The organism is Vibrio phycocola (genome assembly GCF_054404255.1).
The window spans coordinates 1-21,825 of the sequence record NZ_JBTAMQ010000022.1; the positions used below are offsets into that span (position 1 = coordinate 1).

General features: G+C 38.6%; 18 protein-coding genes. 12 read left to right on the plus strand and 6 right to left on the minus strand.

What is annotated here, in order from left to right; translation table 11 throughout:
• Together ACXJY6_RS19140 and ACXJY6_RS19145 are read left to right on the plus strand one after the other, a co-directional pair.
• Nucleotides 1-569 (plus strand): Mu transposase C-terminal domain-containing protein (locus ACXJY6_RS19140; protein WP_458769303.1); only part of this gene is annotated, 569 nt, incomplete at its 5' end.
• 22 nt (nucleotides 570-591) lie between these two features.
• The gene (locus ACXJY6_RS19145) at nucleotides 592-1,572 is read left to right on the plus strand and encodes a TniB family NTP-binding protein (protein WP_458769304.1); all 981 of its coding nucleotides are present in this window, start codon (nucleotides 592-594) and stop codon (nucleotides 1,570-1,572) included.
• A gap of 39 nt (nucleotides 1,573-1,611) precedes the next feature.
• Here ACXJY6_RS19145 and ACXJY6_RS19150 read toward each other — a convergent pair whose 3' ends face one another.
• Nucleotides 1,612-1,818 carry a helix-turn-helix domain-containing protein gene (locus ACXJY6_RS19150; RefSeq protein ID WP_458769305.1) on the minus strand — a complete coding sequence of 69 codons (207 nt, stop codon included), beginning with the start codon at nucleotides 1,816-1,818 and terminating at the stop codon, nucleotides 1,612-1,614.
• A gap of 92 nt (nucleotides 1,819-1,910) precedes the next feature.
• On the opposite strand from ACXJY6_RS19150, the gene ACXJY6_RS19155 reads away from it, so the two are divergent.
• Entirely contained in the window at nucleotides 1,911-2,453 is a 543-nt protein-coding gene (locus ACXJY6_RS19155) for a VspR family transcription factor (protein WP_458769306.1), read from the plus strand.
• On the plus strand, nucleotides 2,447-3,850 hold the full coding sequence (locus ACXJY6_RS19160; protein ID WP_458769307.1) for a DEAD/DEAH box helicase: 1,404 nt from the start codon (nucleotides 2,447-2,449) through the stop codon (nucleotides 3,848-3,850). The genes ACXJY6_RS19155 and ACXJY6_RS19160 overlap by 7 nt, the downstream gene beginning before the upstream one ends.
• A 747-nt stretch (nucleotides 3,851-4,597) precedes the next feature.
• On the opposite strand, the gene cas6f is transcribed toward ACXJY6_RS19160, so the two are convergent.
• The 4 genes from cas6f to ACXJY6_RS19180 are packed head-to-tail and all read right to left on the minus strand — an operon-like array spanning nucleotide 4,598 to nucleotide 9,345.
• Nucleotides 4,598-5,197 (minus strand): type I-F CRISPR-associated endoribonuclease Cas6/Csy4, encoded by a 600-nt coding sequence (gene cas6f / locus ACXJY6_RS19165; RefSeq protein ID WP_458769308.1) that lies wholly within the window; start codon nucleotides 5,195-5,197, stop codon nucleotides 4,598-4,600.
• A gap of 1 nt (nucleotide 5,198) precedes the next feature.
• The gene (gene csy3 / locus ACXJY6_RS19170) at nucleotides 5,199-6,260 is read right to left on the minus strand and encodes a type I-F CRISPR-associated protein Csy3 (protein ID WP_458769309.1); all 1,062 of its coding nucleotides are present in this window, start codon (nucleotides 6,258-6,260) and stop codon (nucleotides 5,199-5,201) included.
• Nucleotides 6,257-8,155 (minus strand): type I-F CRISPR-associated protein Csy2, encoded by a 1,899-nt coding sequence (locus ACXJY6_RS19175; protein WP_458769310.1) that lies wholly within the window; start codon nucleotides 8,153-8,155, stop codon nucleotides 6,257-6,259. Before ACXJY6_RS19175 ends, csy3 begins: the two co-directional genes overlap by 4 nt.
• A 5-nt stretch (nucleotides 8,156-8,160) precedes the next feature.
• Nucleotides 8,161-9,345, minus strand: a complete 1,185-nt coding sequence (locus ACXJY6_RS19180) for a TniQ family protein (RefSeq protein ID WP_458769311.1) — start codon at nucleotides 9,343-9,345, stop codon at nucleotides 8,161-8,163.
• A gap of 654 nt (nucleotides 9,346-9,999) precedes the next feature.
• On the opposite strand from ACXJY6_RS19180, the gene ACXJY6_RS19185 reads away from it, so the two are divergent.
• From ACXJY6_RS19185 to ACXJY6_RS19205, 5 genes are all read left to right on the plus strand, one after another.
• A complete protein-coding gene (locus ACXJY6_RS19185; RefSeq protein WP_458769312.1) occupies nucleotides 10,000-10,422 on the plus strand; it encodes a GNAT family N-acetyltransferase in 423 nt (140 codons plus the stop codon).
• A gap of 108 nt (nucleotides 10,423-10,530) precedes the next feature.
• The gene (locus tag ACXJY6_RS19190; RefSeq protein ID WP_458769313.1) at nucleotides 10,531-11,202 is read left to right on the plus strand and encodes an HAD family hydrolase; all 672 of its coding nucleotides are present in this window, start codon (nucleotides 10,531-10,533) and stop codon (nucleotides 11,200-11,202) included.
• Nucleotides 11,203-11,583: 381 nt separating this feature from the next.
• Complete coding sequence (locus ACXJY6_RS19195) at nucleotides 11,584-13,299, plus strand: hypothetical protein (RefSeq protein ID WP_458769314.1); 1,716 nt, start codon at nucleotides 11,584-11,586, stop codon at nucleotides 13,297-13,299.
• Between the two features lie 3 nt (nucleotides 13,300-13,302).
• Nucleotides 13,303-15,000, plus strand: coding sequence for a hypothetical protein (locus ACXJY6_RS19200; RefSeq protein WP_458769315.1), 1,698 nt, complete (start codon nucleotides 13,303-13,305; stop codon nucleotides 14,998-15,000).
• Nucleotides 15,001-15,243: 243 nt separating this feature from the next.
• Nucleotides 15,244-17,634, plus strand: a complete 2,391-nt coding sequence (locus ACXJY6_RS19205) for a fatty acid cis/trans isomerase (protein ID WP_458769316.1) — start codon at nucleotides 15,244-15,246, stop codon at nucleotides 17,632-17,634.
• Nucleotides 17,635-17,721: 87 nt separating this feature from the next.
• Here the strand turns inward: ACXJY6_RS19205 and ACXJY6_RS19210 are convergent, their stop codons facing one another.
• On the minus strand, nucleotides 17,722-18,174 hold the full coding sequence (locus tag ACXJY6_RS19210) for a hypothetical protein (protein ID WP_458769317.1): 453 nt from the start codon (nucleotides 18,172-18,174) through the stop codon (nucleotides 17,722-17,724).
• Nucleotides 18,175-18,427: 253 nt separating this feature from the next.
• On the opposite strand from ACXJY6_RS19210, the gene ACXJY6_RS19215 reads away from it, so the two are divergent.
• The 3 genes from ACXJY6_RS19215 to ACXJY6_RS19225 all read left to right on the plus strand — a co-directional run bounded on the left by ACXJY6_RS19215 (nucleotide 18,428) and on the right by ACXJY6_RS19225 (nucleotide 21,815).
• Nucleotides 18,428-19,894, plus strand: coding sequence for a phospholipase D family protein (locus ACXJY6_RS19215; RefSeq protein ID WP_458769318.1), 1,467 nt, complete (start codon nucleotides 18,428-18,430; stop codon nucleotides 19,892-19,894).
• A 153-nt stretch (nucleotides 19,895-20,047) separates the two neighbouring features.
• On the plus strand, nucleotides 20,048-20,479 hold the full coding sequence (locus tag ACXJY6_RS19220) for a TetR/AcrR family transcriptional regulator (protein WP_458769319.1): 432 nt from the start codon (nucleotides 20,048-20,050) through the stop codon (nucleotides 20,477-20,479).
• Between the two features lie 265 nt (nucleotides 20,480-20,744).
• A complete protein-coding gene (locus ACXJY6_RS19225; protein WP_458769320.1) occupies nucleotides 20,745-21,815 on the plus strand; it encodes an efflux RND transporter periplasmic adaptor subunit in 1,071 nt (356 codons plus the stop codon).
• The last annotated feature ends 10 nt before the right edge of the window (nucleotides 21,816-21,825 follow it).

Here is a 21,825-nt window from a genome sequence, read left to right on the forward strand (position 1 = left end):
TAAAATTCAATCTAGGAAAAAACCATCGGGTAGCTCTCGATAAGAACGGGATTAGAATTGGTACTACAATACGCTACTCCAGTGCTCGTTTAGCACGATATTTTGGTAGCCAAACGGGTAGCAATCTAAAAAGTGTACAAGTGCGCATTAAGTATGATCCCAGTTGTCTGGGAAGGATTTATGTACTTGATGAAGAGCGGGAAGAGTTCTTTTATGTTGAAGCTATCGATGCTGACTATGCCTATTCTGTTTCAGAATGGTTGCACAAAACCTGCTGTAAATACGCAAGGCGACATATTAGAAAAAACTACAACCATAAAGACGTAGTTAAAGCGTGGCGAAAAATCCTCGATATTATCGATGACGCAATCGAAAAAACAGGGCAGAGCAAAAAGCGAAACTCTTTAGGCATAACTACAGCGTCAAGGGTACAACGAGTAAAAGAGCATTCAGAAAGAGCAACTTCTCAAGCAAAGAAACAACAATCGAATGTTTGTAATATCCCTAACCTTGATGATGAGTTAGATTGGGATATTGAAGTTAATACTACTGGTTGGTCCATAGAGTAAATTATTTTAGAGGGGATTGATCATGGAGCGTTACGAAGTCGAGAAAACCGCCGATAAAGTCAAACAAATTTTTATACAAAACCCCCAAATTACTGACATCATTGACGATATTTCAGACTGCCGAGAGTTTAGTGATGGTATCCATGAACCAGATTGTATGATTGTCGTAGGAAATACGGGAGCCGGTAAAACAACGTTAATTGATAAATATTTAGCTAAAAACCCTCGTTCTGAGACAGATTATGGTTCTGTCATACCCATTTTATCAACATCACTTCCTCCGAATGCAACTCCGATAACAGCTTCTGAACAATTGCTATCTGATCTCGGAGACCCGCTAGCTTTCTCAAGAGGAAATGACCCTGTCAAAATAGCAAAAGAAATGAGTGACTTAATGAAATTGTGTGGAGTCGAATTAATTATTATTGATGAATTTCAGCACATGATTGACAGGAAGAACAAACAAATCTTACATAGTGCAGCAGATTGGCTGAAAATGCTCATCGTTCGGTCTAAGATTCCAGTGGTCCTGTTTGGTATGCCATACTCGGTGTTGATTTTGGAGGCAAATAATCAATTAGCGGGACGTTTCGAGTTACAATATACTCTTGAGCCTTTTCGATTGAACAATAAAGAAAATCGTAGTCTATATAAGACTTTTCTTACGTTGTTGGATGAAGCTCTTCCGTTTCGCGAATCTTCAGATCTTGCATCACCTGAAATGATGAAGCGTATATACGCTTTTTCCCAAGGTAATTTGCGACGCATAAGAAAGCTAATTAATAGGTCTAGCCGTCTCGCATTGCGAGATAACTCAAACAAGATTCAACTCGAGCACTTTGCTAAAGCTGCACCAAAAGTAAGCAAGGCTGCATGCGAAAAGCAAAATCCTTTTCGAATAAACGTGAACGAGCTAAGTATTATACAGCCGCCTAAAGATATCGGGTGGGAAAACTACCTTAATCAGCAAGAAAAGGACATCTCACCTAGAGACATATTTTAAAGTTTCCTTTGGTGCTTGGCTCGTAAAGGAATATTACGCCTATGGTAGTAAATCTCGGATATCACACTCCAACACACGAGCTAATTGGTAAGCCTTCTCGAGAGTAATATTTACTTCCCCTCTTTCAATGCGCCCTAGGTAGCTCCGGTCGATATCTGCTGCTAGTGCTAGCTTATCTTGAGAGATTCCTTTGTTTTTTCGAATGCAACGTAAATTGTCACCAAATTTTTTTGCTAAGTCTTTCATTTTATTCGCTGTTTAAAAAGAAAGACTATCCTGTATTGATGTATATATAACCACGGATTATAATCCGTATTTTGAGGCCGGGTTAAGCTACGATGAGCAAAGTACTGAAACTAAATAAATATATGCATACTCTACTCATATCTAGGAAGCTAGATGGCTTTTCTGTGCTAACTATTCGAGATGAATTGCTAACTATCACTGATAGCTTTAGTGATAACGTCGACGCTAGAAAGTATATTTATCGTCAGTTACTTCAAATGGAAAAACGCGGTTTGCTTAATACTACGGGAAGTGGAAGGAATAAAACCTACCATAAAACAGAGTATTTCGATGAAGTGTCCTTTGCTCCAATACAATTAAGAACAGAAAAAGTCAGAGCACAAAGCCCTTCCAAATTAGAACAAGAAGACTTAAAGGAATTAGTTAATGAGAAAGCACATTGCACCGCTGAGCTTGAAATGGCGTTAGCTGGAATCGACGAATATAGAAATTTAGCCTCGAGATTGCCAAAATTTGAATCAGAACTGCTTGCGAAGTCAGAGCAGGCGCGAGAACTCTCCGTTCAATATAACGCGAAGTTGGAAGCTCTCATTTATGCAATCGAGCTTTATAAGGAACAAGAAGCAGCATGCTAAGGGATTGGCAAGTTGAGAGTGTAACCCTCGCAATTAAAAACTATCTATCCGGTAAGCGCCATTTTCAAGTTCAAGCGACACCGGGTGCCGGCAAGACAGTTATGGCGGCAGAAGTTGCAAGGAGGCTACTTGAAGATGACGAAATCGATTTAGTTCTCTGTTTCTCTCCCTCTTTAACTATTGCTCAAGGTATACAAGGAACCTTTGCCTGGAAACTAAATTGTGAATTCCACGGCGGCTTAGGTGCACTTGGCGCTTCTTTTACCTATCAGTCAATGAAGTATCAGAAAGAGAGCTTCTGGAATACGTTAAAGAAATATCGTGTGTTGGTTGTATTTGATGAAATTCATCACTGTGCTGGCGATGAATTAGAAAATTCAAACGTATGGGGAGAGCAAATCCTTTCACAGGTTCACGGTATTGCTAAATTCACTTTGGGATTGACAGGCACGCCATGGCGTTCGGATTTAATGCCAATAACATTGGTTGAATACATTTACCCCGACGGAGATATTAAGTGTGACTATCAATATGGTCTTAAACAAGCGGTCAAAGATAATGTTTGTCGGGCACCAAAGATCGTACTCATCGACAATGAACACCTTTCCGTTTCAGACGAAGGCCAAACAAAAAATTACTCTTCCATCTTAGAGCTACTGAAACAGTCAGCCGTATCCTATCAAAGCATCTTGCATAACAATGAAGCGATGACTTATATACTGGGCTTAGGCTGCCAAAAGTTAAAGGAAATACGGTTTGATAATCCTAATGCGGGCGGTCTTGTCGTAGCGACATCCGTTAATCATGCCATTGATATACAAAAAGTCTTATCAAAAGTATACAACCAGTCTACTGAAATCGTTACTTATCATCATGATAAGCCACTCGACACTATAGACCAATTTAGGCATGGTTCAACGCAATGGATAATCAGTGTTGGAATGATAAGTGAAGGGACTGATATTCCGCGTTTACAGGTGTGTTGCCATTTGAGTGCCGTAAAAACAGAACTCTATTTTCGGCAAGTTTTGGGCCGGATATTACGCACAAACGATGAATTGAACCAGCAGGCATGGTTATACACGTTTGCTGAAGAAAGTTTGGTCGTAATTGCCGAAAATATTGAATGTGATATTCCGGATTCTTGTCTATATATCAAAGCAAAGAATGCAGACATCTCTATGTCAAAGGGTACAACGCTAGACAGTCCTAAAGCGTCCAACCTAATAGCTACAGATCTACCAGAGCCGGAAAATGAAATATTCTGGATCCCAGATACATTATTGCCAACAGGAACCAGTATAATTCGCGATATAAAGAAAAATTCTCCCATAGACTCAACTGAGATTAACCTGGGCAAATTTCGAGAAAGGGTGATCGAGGCTTTTTTATCTTAAACCTAGCAACGGAAAACGCGTAATTTTTAGTACAATAATTGACTTAATTTTATAAAAATAAACGCATAGGCACATCACGGTTTGTGAACACCAGCAAGAAGCGGCTGTCAGAAAAACACTGGATGAATTGGGCTTTGACCTCTCTGAAAGTGATTACAAAATAGCATTTAAGAAAATTGAAACTCTTTTTGATACAGCCGGACCTGATACTTCCGAAAGCAATGCATTTGCAAGGCTAGCTGCTTTGGTTTAAGAGTATGAGCAAAGTACTTCTTCATTTGTGAATTGCTATATATATTTTACTTCCTTAACAAAAATCTGCCTGTTCGGCAGTGAGTGATCTTGAACTCGAATAAAAGTGGTTCGTTTTTTATCAACTACTTCTACAGTAGTATTGAGGATTATAGTCCTCATTTATTTATAAAGCAAACAGCGGTTAGGCTGTTTGTGAATCGGGGAATTAATAGCTGACTAGTTAACTGCCTCTACGGCAGTAAGGCTGTAATACGACATCCAATTGCGAGCTATTCCATTATCATCTGCCTGTGCGGCAGTAAGGAGAAAACTTAATGCGGTCAATTCTTCCCAAGAATTATCAGCTGCCTGTGCGGCAGTAAGGTATTACATTTCTCAGTATAATGTTTATAACACAATAAGTTATTGCTGCACGCAGCAAAATACCAAAATTTTTGAGTAGAATATAGGTCCTTCAAAATCAATTGGTTATCAGGTTGCTCTGAAAAAAGGTCAAATCAATGGTACTGATTGCAGACAATCTACTTTGTTTGATAGCCCGTAACTTGTAAATCTACTTTTCTCAATACTTGGTGGTTCTAATTCTCTTTGGATGTTTAACCGAAATTTACTTTTTTTACTCTTGCTGCTCATAGGAACGGAATGGTAATGCTCAACAATAAATATAGTCTGTTGAATATTTTTCGGAATAGAGGTGTCTTCTCCTCGTTTAATAGCTCTGGCTTCTCGTCTTCTCGCTTTGCGTTCTTGGCCTAGTTGTGTGGTTTCATCGATCATCTGGTTTCGCCTGAAAAGAACATATGTGCAGTCTGTCGGCACGTTTGTGCAGCTGGTGATAACAAAATATCCGAGAAGCTCCATTTCCCGAAAATAAGTCTGACTAAGCAGAAAGTCGAGCTTCATTGGGTCCTGTGAAACAAAAGTGATTCGGTTACCAATGGTCTCTTCCGTCCAACAGGGAAATGAAACGCCAATCGCATTCGTTTTATACTTTTTGCAGAAACTATGTAGTTTCTTTAAACACTTCCCAACAAGAACTTCATTATTTCTGTGCTCTGGAAGAAAGGTTACGCTGCGATAGTACCAAGCCATATTAGTTTCCCTTTTCCTGGAATAGTCCGCCCTTGATGATATTTGCCATAATAAAATGAAGATCATTTATTATTTCTTGTTCTATGGGGACATCTTTTCTAAGGATCTTCACAAATTCATCGGCTCGTTTTAGCAAACTAAAGAAGTCTTTACCAGTATCTGGGTGTCTATACGCGGTGGCATGTTGTTTATGAACACCGTAATGCCCCACACGCAGTGGTTTCTCAGCATTAGGGTACCAGCTATCGATGGTGGCTATCGCTGCTCCTGTTTTGTAGCAACCAAATATTGGACTATTATATCCATCTATTTCAGTGGACTGGTAGATACGGTTAATTTCTCTTTTATCTGATTTATCACTTTTTTTCTGTTTTGAATCTTTGAACGCCTGACTTGGGTAGACCGGTGTCATCTCTGGAAGTTGTAGTTTTGCGCATACTTTTAAGATGCAGTAATCATCTGGTGATGTCATGGAATCAATCACTAGTTTTATTAGTTGATTCCAGCCTTCTATCTTTTGAAGCCATTTTTCGTTTTTTCTCAGTGATCGTATGTCATGGGCAACAATCAGTGAATCTTCCCAAGGCCAAGGCTTAACTTCAATTGTGGTGCAATATGATTTTTTAGAATTTCGCCATAGCCATCGTCCGTTAAAGATATTTTCAAGATATCGAGACACTAGCTCTTCTAAGCCTACTTTTTGTATATACAGTGCTACTAAATCATGCATAGTTTTACGAACTGGCGCATCGGAGCACTTGTATTCTTCAAGAAGTTCAGATGAAAAAGTAACAGAAAAACGGCATTGTAATAGTTCAATTCCGTATGGTACTTGGCAGACATTGAGTTCATGCGGATTGCCTTCAGCGAGTTCAGTTGGTTCAACCTTATCTTTAATAGTTCCATCATTGTTATAGGCTGAATGTGTTCCTTCTTTCATTCCCAAGGCTATTCTGCTGAATACTCTAAGTGGCTTTATTTCACCGGACGGCCAGACCGCTTCAAATGTTACATCCGTTGCTTCTATTGATTTCTCATAAGCTAGTTGTTTTGGAAGTTTCATCGACAACTCCTTGGTGATACCTGGGGGTTATACTCATCAACGGTGTAGCCCCAGAAAATATCTTTGATATTAGTTGCTCGGGTGACCGTTATGGGCTTAATCAATCCCAGCACCGTTTCGCAGAACGCGTGGGGATAGCCTCGCAGGGTTTCTGCTCTTTTATTAGGCTGCTCTAATAGGTGATAACCGACGGTTGATATTAATGATGTCCTGTTAGCCCTGCAGTGCTCGACCAGACTACTGGGATCTTCGATAGCCGTGTGGTTATCAAGGCCTAGCCAAAAGCCATTTTCGTTGGAAATATCCCCTATCGCCGAAGTGGCTTTTGAATAAATTGATATATATTGAATATTATCTACATCAATATGAGATTTACCTCGCCAAAGCCTTTTAGGCAACAATTTCGGGACTCGCTCAAGCTGTGACTCTGCAAGGTTACTGCAATCAAGTAACAGGCTGATCGTTAAATCACACTGCCAATCGTCGAGTGTGGCTGGCGGTGATATGTCTCCGGAAAGCTTTTTAACTGCTTCCTTAGTTAATCCTCTGTTTTGCAGGTGGTAGCTATGTATACAGGTAGCAAAACTGTTGACTTTAAATCCGGGTGAGTACTTCGAAATCTTTCTTTCAAAAGCATGTGTAAAGCCAAACAACCCCATCATAGAGGGTAAACCGATGGTTACACTGGAGCTCTGCGCGCTGGCGGCGCATACTCGAATATCTGGGATAAGCAAGTACCGCTTTCCTGCATCTTTAACTTCTGGTTCCGGATGTTGTTGCTGTAGTTTATTAATCAAATAGTAAAATAGCTTGGTCAATCTCGGTTCATAACTCAGTCGTGGGCCAGACCGCGTTGATGCTAAATCTGCATTTAACTTTTCTGTAAGTGTTGATAATGACGTTTCATCAACATTGGGTTGGTTGCTCATCCATTTGTGCACCATTTCTTCAATCGTGAGCTTCACTCGAGAAATTTCTTTCTGATACTGGTTTGCTGGTAGTAACCAGTTCGGCGCTTGCATGTATTCAGACATTGCGCGGATAGCTTCTGTTGATAACCAACGTGGTGCATCATTTAGGTAATGATGTCGTCGGTCTTTGATAAAAGGTACTGTTTTAAGCATTCGAAATGCGCCGCCACAACAAGCTGGTAATAACCCCATATTCCCAGGGCGACTAACATGAAATGTTTGGCTATTACGCTGTGCTTCTAGTGATTGATACATGCAAGATTGGAGCGCCTGTGAGGCTACGGGTGATAGTGATATGTACGAGTCGTTGCCATCAGGAAGGCTGATCTGTTTAAGGTAGTTCGGTGCAAGAGTGACATCTATTGTTCGTGACGGGATTTTCCTTAGTGTTTTGACCGCAAGCTTCCTAAATTTCTCGTAGCAGCCCAATCTTTTTAGTGTGAGCCAAATGGGATGGTCGATGTCCTGAAGTAGTATAGCAAGACATGAGAAACTTCCTTCCCAGATAAATTCAGCGCATAAAAACATACACATGTTAACGTCCGTTGAATCTTTTGAATAAACCCATGCAGTTTGAGGTAATTTACTTGATGACAGTAGGTAATCTGGAAGCTTTCCGATTGTTTCAGATCGTATGGAGCCTGTGGCCCGAATATCTGGAAATTTTACGTTGTGGCTTTGGCGATATTTAGCGGTATTCAGGCAGCGAGCCCACCATTTTTCGTCTCTGAGTTTTTCCTTGCACTTATCTCTGCTGAGTAGATCAATTTGCTTGTCGACCCTATCAGTCAGGTTTACTAAAATGATTAGAGCTTTAGAAAGTTCTTTTGAAATATCTACGGCTGGAGTAAGTGGCCGGAATGCGCGTCGCAATTCGGCATTTAGGTCATCGGGTTCACTTGTCAAAACATCTTTCAGGTTCATGTAAACTACCACCTTGAAACATAGAATGAGCGATTGAACTCATCCGTTTGAAACTCTGCTAGCCAAAGGCAGTAGACGTCTCCGAGATAAAAAATATTGGCGGTTTTATTCAATGGTTCGTTATTTTTGATGTTTCTTGAGGGAACTAAGATCCGTTGGTCAACAAGCGAAGCTATTTGTTCCAAATCTGAATTAAGCAGGATAGCGGCGTCTATAGCGTTCATGCGGAGGTTAGCGAACTGCCCGTTATCTTCCCATATTCTCTGTTCAAGGTAGTGGAAAAGCTCTCGTAAAATGAGGTTGTACTTTAAGTTTCTGTCGGGAAGTAAAATACAAGTAAATAACAAGCTTCCTAATACATCTCGTAGTGTTAACTCATTTTCGCTTACCGTTCTGTATTCAAGGTTGTATTCCACAGTGTCCTGAATTTTTTTGCCTATAGATTCAGGCCAGTCTTCCCACAACTGGTAAAAATTCATTGCATCAAAATACTCTGACTTACTTGCTTTCTTCCACCAATGAAGCAGTCCCCATCGAAAGCTAACTGGGATGTCTGGTAGAGGTAGTTCATCGGCACCAGAGAGCCAGTTCGAGATAGTAGATTGTTGTTTTAGCGAATCAGCGGTGTTTATAGGCAATGAGTTTCCACAAGAGCAACACTCTCCTGACAGGCCATTGTTTTGGTAATCATACGGCTCACCGCAAGCACATGAAGCTGTTAATGCACAGCCATGTTTATGGCATACGTCATAGCCTTCGAAGTGCCATAAATAGCTAGCGTACCCTGATTCACGTAAGCAAAGAGGACAAACCGGAATATTCCCGTTACGAATAAGAGAGCGCGGAATTATCTCAGCACCACGAATAAGGGCCTTAGTTCCTGGAGAGTATCTTTTTGATGAGCGATTAATAGCTAAGGAAAGAACATCTCCTGGTACGTTAAAGGTTAACTGACTGATGGCCTGGAGTGCATGAGTTCGGCTTGTAGAATGATTTTTTGAGTGGCAAGGGTTAATCAGTTTGATGTCAGTAGGGAAGGTATCATATTTGTCTGAATCAATGTCGAGAAGGTAGTTCTTAAGTGCGTAGAGAAAACGGTGTACGTCTTGATATCCGTTTTTGTTTGCCACTCGGATGAAATAGCTTTCCAATGATTCATCCGGGAAGGGCTTTGGCCTTTGAAGAAACATATCTCTCTCCCCTTAGTTATTTATCACTGTAAAAATAAACAGGGCGAGAAGTGAAGCGTTTTCTAGAATAAGATTGCTAAGTCATGTTGTTAATCACACTTTTGCTCCATTCCAAACTACCCCTCATTTCTTTATTAGTGTACAGACTTCAACTTGGCTTAGGATTGTTGATGGTCTTATTTTTGGCCGAGCATAGTGATGACGCTAACGGTTTTAGCGGTTATTGAGGAGAGGTTACGCAATGTATGGACATAAAAAAGCGCCTCAATAATATTGAAGCGCTTTTTACATAAGAAATCTGGCCTGCTCTTTTAGTTAGATTATCCTGCTCACTGGCTAGGGGAATCTCTTCCGACATCAGTACCCATACTGACAACACAAAGCTATTAGATAACTGCGATGATGTCAATTGCGATGAGCTCTGGGAACCTAAATGGCTTGTGTTCCGAGAAGAGCCTGCGTAATCACCGTCAGCACATTTATGCCCTAATGTGATCAGGCTATGATCACACGACTCAATTTTTCTAACTTATAAATATACATTAAGTCTAGTATTTTGATGCATGGTAAATTTAGATAGATTAGTCTTTATATTTATAACGACATTGTCACGTAGACAATATTCGTATAACAACTGCTATGAGTAGATAGAAAATGGAAGGCTTAACAATCTCTACAGACAAAAATGAGCTTGATAGGGAGCTTATTTTTAATTTCCTTCATAACGAAGCTCGATGGTGTAAAGGTATTTCTAGAAATCTAGTGGAGAAATCGATAGAGCATAGCATGTGTTTCGGTGCTTATATTGGTTCGAGGCAAGTCGGTTTTGCTCGCATGGTCACTGATTATTCAACGTTCGGAAATTTAGTAGATGTATTTGTCGTTGAAGAATTTCGAGGGAATGGTATTTCCAAAGTTCTTCTAAATGCAGTAAATGATCATCCTGAACTCCAAGGGCTAAGAAGAATCACGCTAGCTACATCGGATAAGCAAAAACTCTATGCAAAATTTGGTTACACCGAACTTTCACGGCCAGAAATATTTATGGAAAAATTTGATCCTTTGGTTTACTCATAACAAACTAAAGCTGTTCATGCCCACCATAAAATCGCGTTCCGCGGCTGGCATAGGACGCAATTACTCTGTGCTTCACTGCGCATTAGTTTAGGAACGTTAGGTAAAAATATGTCATCACTAATATTCGACTTAGACGAGACCTTGATAGATCGAGCAGAGACAATGCGACTCTTCTTAACTAATCAATATCCCAGATTTGAAGAGTCTATCAAAGCAACAAAAGATGAATTTGTCAGATCAGTGCTTCATCATCAGAAGAATGGTTATGAGAACAAGCTTACTGCGTATCAATTAGCTTGTGTCGAGCTGTTTGATAGCGATCAGATTGCGGATGAGTTATTCAAAGACTTTAAAGATAAGTATGGCTTTGAAGCTGTGCTTTTCGGTGGCGCTAAAGAAACTTTAGATGATTTATTTCAGAAGTATTCCCTTGGGATGGTGACTAATGGTAGAGCACGATGTCAAAATGCCAAGATAGATTTTGTGGGTATCAGACATTTATTCAAAGTTATCAAGATTTCAGAAGAATTTGGATTTAAGAAGCCTGATCCTAGTATATTTGAAGCTTGTATAAATGAATTAGGGAGCCATGCTAATTCTTGTATTTGTATCGGGGATAACCCCGATAACGACCTAAAACCAGCAAGAGAACTTGGAATGAAAGTTATCTGGGTTCGTAATACCAATTTTCCCACGCCTAAAGAAGTGGATGGAATTATTGACTCCATAAGCGACATACAAGAAGCAATACAACGAATCGAAACCAGTGAAAGTGCATAAGTCAAAACACTTGGACTTAAAAGAGTTGTCCCCTTTTTGTTTCAATAAAGCTGCCAACTTCACCAACTCGGTGTTTGAGGCGCTATTTTTTCCTATTAGAAACTTTCCTAGAAATAGTAGTTTAATATACTCTTTAAAACGCCTCTGCCCCATTATCATTTTGAGTCACTGTTCATCACGGGATCATAAATCTGTGTTTGACCAAAATTTTATAATGAATCAATATGTGCTTAGTTGATTAACTGAAGGATTGAACCGTGTCTACTGATTTGATTGCTACTCAATTCGCAGATGCTATTTAGTCACAAGAATTCGCAAATAAATCCATATAAATCAAATTGTTGCTTGACATCAAATGATAATTACAAGGTGTAGGCTGTTGTGAAAGAGAATGAAAAAGTCGATTTTAATGAGAAATTAGAAGAAGTGTTAGCGACTGAAGATTACTATCAGCCGTTAGTGGATCTTCTTGATGATTATCGTTTTGAATACAAAGAGGTTATCCAAAAACTAGCCAGTGCTCATAACTCAGGGAAATTGAACGTTTTAGAATTTTTAAATTCCCCTCATTTTTCAGATGAAAACATTTCTCGTATACGACGATACTTGGGTGTGATTGGTTTAATTGAAGCACCTACTAAATCTGTATTTGAAACAAGCCAAAACATTCAAAGTAAGGGAGAATATTGCTATATACCTATAAGTGAATTTTTGGGAGAAAATAAGCTACGAATTGTAGATGCTGTTGAAATGTTGGCTAAGTCACCGACTAAGTGGGAGTTTTTTTTAAGAGCGACTTTAATCAGTCAATCGAAGATCTCTATCGAAGAAAGCTTTCAATTTGCTCTAGAATTGACCGCTCATTCAAATAAAAAAATACAAACAGAAGCAATACAAGCATTAGGTTATTTAAAATACTCAAGCAATAGTGACTTACTAGCAAAAGCCCTTGAACATATACATTCACTATTAGAACAAAACCATACTGATGAACTTGCTAGAAGTTGTTTACAGACTATTAATGAAATATGCAAAAAAGACTCTTCACTTGCTGCTAATGCCACTAAAAGCATAACATTATGCTTATTTGACGAATCGATTATGTTGCTAGAAGAAGTATCACGAATAATTTGGTTGGATAAAGAGCATTTACCAACAGAATGGGAGGTGCTTTTTTTAAGTTTCTTTGATAAATTTTCAATTACTGATTGGCAAAAAACTAATACTGTCGACCATGCGTTAACGGCTCTTCTAAACAGGGAACGGAGCGCTGAAGTTATAGGGTTATTAGAACAAAAGCTTACTGTCAGTAGCGATGCCAACTTCGAAATCACCCGCTTTCATGATATCTCTAGAGCGATATGGGAAAGTGAATACATAGATCATGAACAGTTATTTACTCGTTGGTTTTATTCGGGCAATCACTGCCTTTGTCAGGCTGCCTCAGACATTATTTTCGAACATGAAAACTCGCCCTCTCAAGTAAGCAAAATTGAAGAGACCAAGGACTATTTCTATATCGCAAGAAAAGCCGTTGGCTGGCTATTTCTCAAACCGAAGTTAGCTACATTCTATGTACTTTCGGTACTGGAAAATTGTGATGATTCTGATTATGACAAAATATCTGAATTATTATTTTACCCATTACTTATGAATACACCCCAAGCTGTTGAAGGGGTTATTAAAGAGCATATAGCGAAGTTGGATAAACGGAAAAAGAAAACCCAAGTGTTACTCAATATATTGAAGCAAAATGATGCCTATCATGATGTTCTAAAGAAAGCATCTTTAAACAAAGAACTTCACCCTAGCACTAGACATAGAGAGGCTTTGGGGCGAAAAAAACACTTTGAAAATGAAGCAATGATGAAAGAGGCACATAAGACATCTTTCTTTGCATCATTTCTTGGTAATAACTCCAAAGTATTATTGTATGGAAATAAATCTGTTTTTAAACAGTATGGTGGCAATGGAGAGTCAAAAAGGCAGGTAATGCCTCTCAGCACAATAAGTCACTCAACAGAAGTGCCTATATTTTTTTCTATAGATCCCGCTGGATTAAACCGACTAATTAATATGTTTAGGTATGAGGGATAAATTATGAAGCTTGTAATTAAAGAATATTTATCATCTCTTAATGAAAGAGATGAACTCGATGCAATATTACCTGATTTATTAAGCCAGCTTGGTTTGACTGTCTTTGGCAAACCAATAAGGGGGGCAAGCGAAAGAGGCGTGGATGTTGCCGCTGTTGGCTCGTTATATGGTGAAGTTGAAAAGGTTTACCTCTTTTCAATTAAAGCGGGAGACTTAACTCGCTCTACATGGAATGGAAATGAAAACCAAGTATTAAGACCATCTCTAGATGAAATTATTTATTCCTATATTCCTCATAGGCTACCACCAGAGCATAAAGGCAAACCAATTGTTATTTGCCCTTGTTTTGGTGGCGATGTGCAAACACCTGTTAGAGATTTATTTACTGGTTATATAGATTCTAGAACTAAGACTAATGAAAATATTGAATTCGAGGAATGGAACGGGGATAAACTTGCAAGCCTTATTAATGATAACTTTCTACATGAAAATTTTATGCCTGATGACACTCGTTCCTTGTTAAGGAAGTCTGTGTCGATGATTGACGAGCCAGATACCTCGTTTAGGTACTTTGCATACCTTGTTAGTATATTAAGAGAGGCAGCCGACAATGCGCCTCCTGAAAAAGTGTTAAAGAGCCTAAGACAAATCAATATATGTCTTTGGATTTTGTATGGCTGGTCAAGAAAAGAGAAAAACTTTGAAAGTGCTTATCTGTCTAGTGAGGTAGCATTGTTGAATGCTTGGCATGTCGGTAATGATTATTTTTCAAGAAAATCTAAAAATGCTAAACTAATTCAATCAGTCATACTCTCTATTAAGAATACGTATTTTAAAATTAATCATGATTTTATGACTAAAGTCATCACCCCATACGCACATGAATATGGTGCTATCTCTCGTGGAGTATGCTCTTCATCTACAGTTGATATTAACCTCAAACTTTTCGATTTACTTGGCCGTATCTCTATACTAGGAATATGGCTTCTATGGGAATTAGAAATTTATCAACAAAGTAATAGTGAATCTAAAGCTAGTGAACAGCAAGCTGCATTTGTAGCTGATTGTATACTAAACTTGATAAGTAATAACCCTATCTTATTTTCGCCATTAAAAGATGAGCAAGCTATTGATATCACTCTTGCTGTATTATTTTTAGTATCACTATCGAAGATTACTCAAGTGAAAGATTGGCTAGAAGAAATGCTATTAAGAGTGTCTGTTAACTTAAGTAATAACGGTGCTTACCCCTGTATTTTGCACGATTATATGGACTTACTCGAACACCCTAAAAATGGTACAACTGAATATTTCGAAGAATCTACAGCTGGTAGTATATTGTACTCTAATATTGGATGTTTTTCTGCCTTATTTAACTTTGATGAGCTTTATACCAAGTTAAGTGAAATTCAAACTAACCACTTGTCGCATTGTAGTATTCAGTTATGGTATCCCGATGAAGAGTCTGAGAAAGAATTATATGTTGGTGGAAAATATCATGGGTTTTGTTTGTCTGACTTTGATTTTAAATTAACTAAAAATGAACTATTAAGTGATATTTTTAGTGAATGTCGTGAAACCCAGTATTTTGAAAACTTATCAGCCATTAAGTATGGCTTATACCCGATAGTATTGATGGCTTGTAGATCATATAAACTTCCTGTACCTCCTCACTTTTTTCTTCCTTTTGAAAAGAAGTAAGATAAAAGCGGTTTAGTAGCTACTAATATAGAGTGTAGCAGGAGCACGTCTTGCCTTTTGCCTGTTGGAGTTTGCCATATTTTAGGTAATTCATGAAGTGCTAATCTACGATTCCATGAAACTCATTTATGTCCAAAAGTTTGCTGGGCGTAATGTCGCTAAATGAATTGTTCGACATGAACGGACCGAACTCCAATATTTGTTCTCAATAGGTTATGATTTAATTAATGGTGAAGGATTATTATGTTGCGTCATTTAAATATTCGAGTCTTGGTGAGCAGAGTTCTATTAGTGAGCCTGTTTTCGGTTTTGGTGGGTTGTAGTGTCGAAAACAAAAAAGTCGGTGACCAGAGTATCGCTATCGACCATGGTCTACTTTCTACACTGCCTAATCAACCTATCTCTTATACTGATATAATAAAACCCATTTTAGAAAGCCGCTGTATCGCCTGCCATGGCTGCTATGATGCTCCATGTCAGTTAAAATTAACATCTATGGAAGGTATAGAGCGGGGAGGCAGCAAAGATGTGGTTTATAATGGAACTCGTATTTTTGGAGCGCCGACAACTCGTCTATTTTTGGATGCGGAAACTAATCAACAATGGCGAGACAAAGGATTCCACACCGTATTAAATGAAACGGATAATAAAACGCCAACGGAAAACCTACAGCAGTCAACATTATTTCGTATTTTGCAGCTAAAACAACAATTTCCACAGGCACGGACAGGTAAACTCTCAACCAACTTCTCTTTGGGCTTAAATAGAGAGCAAGTGTGCTCAAAACCTTCTGAGTTTTCAGACTTCTCGGCTGATCATCCAACTTGGGGAATGCCCTATGCAATGCCGAACTTAACCGATGAAGAATATACTTATCTTGTGCATTGGATTGCCCAAGGTTCGCCAGCCTCAGATATTCCAAAACCTTCTAGTAATGGTTTGGCTCAGGTTAAGCAATGGGAAGCATTCTTAAACCAGCCAAGTAATAAGGCTCAGCTCATGAGCCGCTATCTTTATGAGCACCTCTATCATGCTCATATACATTTTTTAGGAGCACCAGAACGAGAGTTTTTTCAATTGGTACGCTCTAAAACTCCCGCAGGCCAACCGATTGAAGTCATAGCTACCACTCGGCCTTTTGATGATCCTGGAGTGAGTAAAGTATATTATCGTCTTCGCCCTTATCACTCGTCTATTGTTGCAAAAAGCCACCTAGTTTATCAATTCTCCCCTAACAAGCTGACGCGTTATAAAGATTTGTTTATGAATAATGAATATCAAGTAACTGAATTACCGAGTTACGACCTAGCCATAGCTTCAAACCCATTTAAAGTGTTTGAACAATTACCAGCTAATGCTCGTTATCGTTTTTTGCTTGATGATGCTCAATTTTACATTGAAGGTTTTATTAAAGGTCCTGTATGCCGTGGGCAGGTGGCCTTAAACGTTATCGAGGAGCAATTTTGGGTGTTTTTCTTTAATCCCGATTTAAATATCCGAAGCAGCGAAGCAGACTTCTTAAGCAAATACAGTAATGAATTAGATTTACCAGCCGCGCAGGGAGATACTCTCAATATTATTTCGACGTGGACGACGTATAAAGAAAAACTAGAAGAGTACACTCAGGCTAAGCAACGTCTATTTGTAAATGACTCAACAAAAGTATCTTTACAAGAATCAATGGTGTCAATTTGGGATGGGAATGGCACGAATCCCAATGCAGCACTCACTATTTTTAGGCATTTTGATAGTGCTTCGGTAAATCAAGGGCTTTCAGGCTCATATCCTGAAACTGCATGGGTTATCGATTATCCGTTATTAGAACGAATTCATTACCTCTTGGTTGCAGGCTTTAATGTCTATGGTAATGTCGGCCATCAGCTAAATACTCGCTTATATATGGATTTTTTACGCATGGAAGGCGAAGATAATTATCTAGCTTATTTACCTGCGAAACAAAGAAAAGAAATAAGATCAAGTTGGTACCAAGGCATTCGAGAAGACTTAGAGAATAAATTGAAATTGGACAGCCGCTGGCTCGATAAAGAGATTGTTATTGGATATCAAACAGCCGACGTTCAACAAGAACTGTATCAAGCGTTACAATCTCATTTGGGGCCGATGGCTGGGCGTCAAGACAATATTAATCGATGTGACACAGTTCCATGTTTGACACTTGATACGACAGAGCATGCACTTACAAGGATTGCAAAAATGAAAGGTCCTTTGCTCCAAGTTTTTCCTGATGTAACGTTTTTACGCATAAAAGGTAAAGAATCGCGAGCTTATACGTTGATACGTAATAAATCCTATAAAAATGTTAGCTCAATGCTTGCAGACCCTAAACAAAATAGTGAAGACCTGGAGAATGATACTTTAACTGTAATGCCAGGATTATATGGAGCTTATCCTAACTTTTTCTTTGAAGTAGATGAAGCTAAGGTAGAAGAGTTTGTTAGTAGCTACACAAGTATTAGAACATATTTAGATTATGAACTATTTGTTCACCAATATGGTGTGCGCAGAACAAATCCAAATTTTTGGAAAACTGTTGATTGGTTTCAAGCATACAATATTAAACAAAACCCAATACGTGCTGGTATTTTTGATTTAAATCGATATGAGAATAGGTAACTGTAGTACTGATTTAAGAATGTCGTTAATTATAACGTGATGGAATTATCACGTTATTAGCGCACTGGTATTTTTCAACATCACTGGCTATTCGGCCAACATCACATCACTCATTTTACCGAGAAGCTTCTCTTCGCAATATACTGAAATATGTCGATAGTGAGGAATTGATGTGGTTATTTCGTGTTTTGCTGTTTGTGTGGAAATAACTTGAATCGCCATTCCTTCTTGTTGAACTGGTTTCAACGATAACTGGAGACTAGGGGGAGTCATCCTATCTGTTGGCCCTTCTGACCAGATAAGCTCATAGGTAGGGTTTGGCAATTGTATTTCCCCACTAACGTTTAAACGGTATGAACCTTCCGGTTGTTGAAAACGATCAATCCAAGCATGCCATTTTCCACTTTTTAGTACTGGGCAAGTGATTTCTTGTGACGTCTTCACCATTGGCTTTTCGTTGCCTGCGGTATTGGATGTGGAACAAGATACAACGGAAAATAATGGAATGAACAATAACAATTTTATTATAGGTAGACTCATAACTTAGCCTTATAAATTAATGTGAAAGACAGTAAGTGGTCGAGTAACTAGGTTACTCACACATCAATATTAATATAGAATCTGAGTGAAGGTTAACTAAATTCGATTATAAATCAATGATTACATGGGTGAGAATTTTACTATGAACATGTGTTCCTCTGCGACGAATATTACTAACTTCAGATCACTCTTTTTAATTGCTTGTATGTCTTTTGTTCTACTTGGATGCGGCTCAATTCCTGATAACTCGAACATGGAAAAAACAACCGCATTGGTTAATAGTGGGAATTCTGTTCTTGATAAAATGGTAGAGAAAGATCTTTTAGCTAACTCTGGAAAGTCTGGGGCGATAATATTAAATGATGGTCTCGATGCTTTTGTGGCAAGGGCATCTTTGGCTATAGCGGCTGAAAAAACATTGGATATTCAGTACTACTTATATCATGAAGACACCATTGGAGGTCTACTTACTAACCAAATTCTTGTTGCGGCAGATAGAGGAGTTAGAGTTCGTTTACTACTTGATGATATGGGACAGGAAGGGAAAGATAAGAATTTACTCATACTTGATTCTCATCCAAATATAGATATCAGAATCTTTAATCCTTTTGCGCGTGGAGTGAGTCGAATAGAACAGTTTACTACTCGATTAGGCGACGTCACTCGGCGGATGCACAACAAAATGTTTATCGCCGATAGCAGTATGGTGATTTTGGGTGGACGAAACATAGGAGATGAATATTTTGATATCAACCCAAATAATGCTTTCAGTGACCTTGATGTCTTACTCACAGGTACTGTGGTTTCTCAGTCCGCTCAAGTATTCGATCTCTATTGGAATAGTGAAGTGGTGTATCCAATCAAGTTGTTATCAAAAGAGGAGATAAACAACGAAGACCTAGAAAAAGGGCGCCAAGCTCTTTTAGCACTAACAGATGAGCAAGCCAACTCTCCTTACGTTGAAGCCCTGAAAGCATCTCGCTTTACTCTAGATATTAAAAATCATGATTTACCCTTTAGTTGGGTAGATGCTGATATTATTTCAGACCACCCACTTAAAGTTCGCAGTGACCGAAGTCTACGCGAACTTCATATGACAAAGAAACTTGAGCCTTATTTTGAATCGATTACCAATGAATTACTTTTAATTACACCCTACTTTGTACCTGCAGAGGAGGGCGTCACATTTTTTAATAAACTGATAGAGAAAGGTATAAAAATTACAGTAATCACTAACTCATTAGCATCCAATGATGTTGCAGCAGTACACTCTGGCTATTCGCGATACAGAAAAAAACTCTTAAAAATGGGGGTGTCTCTTTACGAGATAAAGCCAAAAATAAACGTCAATACCACTCGTGTCAAACGCAATAAATCAACGTTCGGTGCCTCCAAAACAAGTCTACACGCTAAATCATTTGTGCTCGACAGAAAACATATTTTCATTGGCTCATTGAATTTAGACCCTCGCTCTGCATACGAAAATACCGAAGTGGGAACTGTTATTACCTCGTCAATCATTGGACAAAAAATGGTTCATTCAATTGCTGAAGACATCGACCAGCTAGCTTTCAAATTATCTTTACAAGATGGCGATATCGTATGGTCTGAACTCAAAGATGGCCAGGTCATCGAATATGAAACTGAGCCATACACCTCATGGTGGCAACGTGTTTCGGTTAAACTATTACAATTATTGCCTATAGAATCACAACTTTAACAACGGTATAAGTAAGGGTATAAATTATAGCGGATATCATCCTTTATTTATTGAAAAAATAGCGGACGAATGTATACTATAAAAATTGGACGAAATTAACCGTGCACTATAAATGGTTGCCGTTGGTGAAATAGTAATTGGAGGGGGTGATGAATGGGTAGAGCGAGTTCAGCAGAAGCAGAGCTTACGCGACAGAAAATCGTCGAAGCTGCTTTTGATCTAACAATGCATGAAGGATTTGAAGCATTAACTTTTACGAAGCTATCAATAAAAAGTGGTGTTTCTCGATCTGGTATCAACCGCCATTTCCCTAAAAAGAAGGATTTACTTGTTGTTTTGGAGCCGAAATTAACTGAGGTTTTAATGTCACATATGAACTTTGATTCACCTGAAAGTTTCTATTCAGCATGGACCGACAGCTTAACAAATAAAGCAAGATTTAGATCAGCAGTCTTGGCTGCTGGCCCTATTATTCCGACTGAAAGAGGAATCAAAAATCTACGTCGGTTAATTCAGGGGAATGAAAAAGAAGTCATGGATTGTATTTATATGTGTATTGGATATGCCGTTGTTAATTTGAATTAAAAATTAATTGATAACACATAAATCTGGGTATATTTGAGGTTAATGAAATAGACCACCATGATATAGTTTGTTAATGTGATTAATTGAATATGTTATTAGTTGTGACTTAAAAGTAACAGATGGCGACAGCAGCTCTTTTCCATTATTTGGGGGGGGGATTATAGCGTACAAATAAAGTATTTTGTCCGCTATTTTTAAGTTCCAAAACTGTTCTCCATTAAATAGTTATTTTTAAATTACTAAAGGTTTGTAAGAGGGCTATTAAATGTTAAGCAAAATGAATGTTGGAACTGTTGCACTGTTGTTTTCAGTGTTGGTGTTATCTGGATGCAATGAGAATAATGAAGTAGAAGTGATAACCGAGAAAAGTCGTCCGGTTAAATTGTTTTCTACAGGCCTCGATAATACCGTTGAAATTTCTAAGTTTCCGGCGGTTATTAGCGATAATCGACTAGTCGAGCTGAGTTTTTCCACGGGAGGGAAAGTAGTTGAATTCCCAGTGAAAGATGCACAGAAGGTTAAAAAGGGAGATGTTATTGCTAAGTTGGACCAAAGAGACTTACTCAATAGTTTGAAAAAAGCCAAGGCTCAGTTTACCAATGCGGATCAAGATTACAAAAGAGCAGTTAAGTTATCTAAAAGTAATGCAATAGCCAAGAATACTGTTGAACAGAGGCTGACGGAAAGAGATGTAAGCCGATCCCAACTTGATAGCGTTCAACAGGCGATAGACGATGCCGTTTTACGAGCCCCATTTGACGGAGCTATTGCCCAGAAAATGATAGACAACGATCAAATAATTTCTGCAGGTCAAACAGTGGTTATGTTTATTGGTGGTGAATCGTTTGAAGCTTCAATCGATATTCCTGCAAAATATTTAGCTAGCTTACATAAGAATGAAAGCGAAAAGCGCGACAGAGAAGCATTTATTGTACTTGATGTGGCACCAGAAAAATTGATTCAAGCAAAGTATAAAGAAGCGATTTTATTGGCTGATGCATCTACACAAACTTATAACGTCACTTTTGAGTTTATCGCACCAGAGAATGTTCTTGTGCTTCCAGGTATGAATGCGACTGTAGAGTTACGTATAGGCGCTGATAGTTCGGTAAATAGAATTGCCATTCCTATTGATTCAATTACAACCGATGGGTCAAAAAAATATGTATGGGTAGTTGATAAAAGTGACATGACCGTTTCAAAGCGTGAAGTGACAACGGATGAAGGGGTTGGAGAAATTCTGATCGTTACTTCTGGTTTAGAAAAAGATGAATTAGTGGTAAGTGCCGGTGTTGCGTACTTATATGAAGGTATGAAAGTTAAGGAATGGAAATAACCTTCTTACG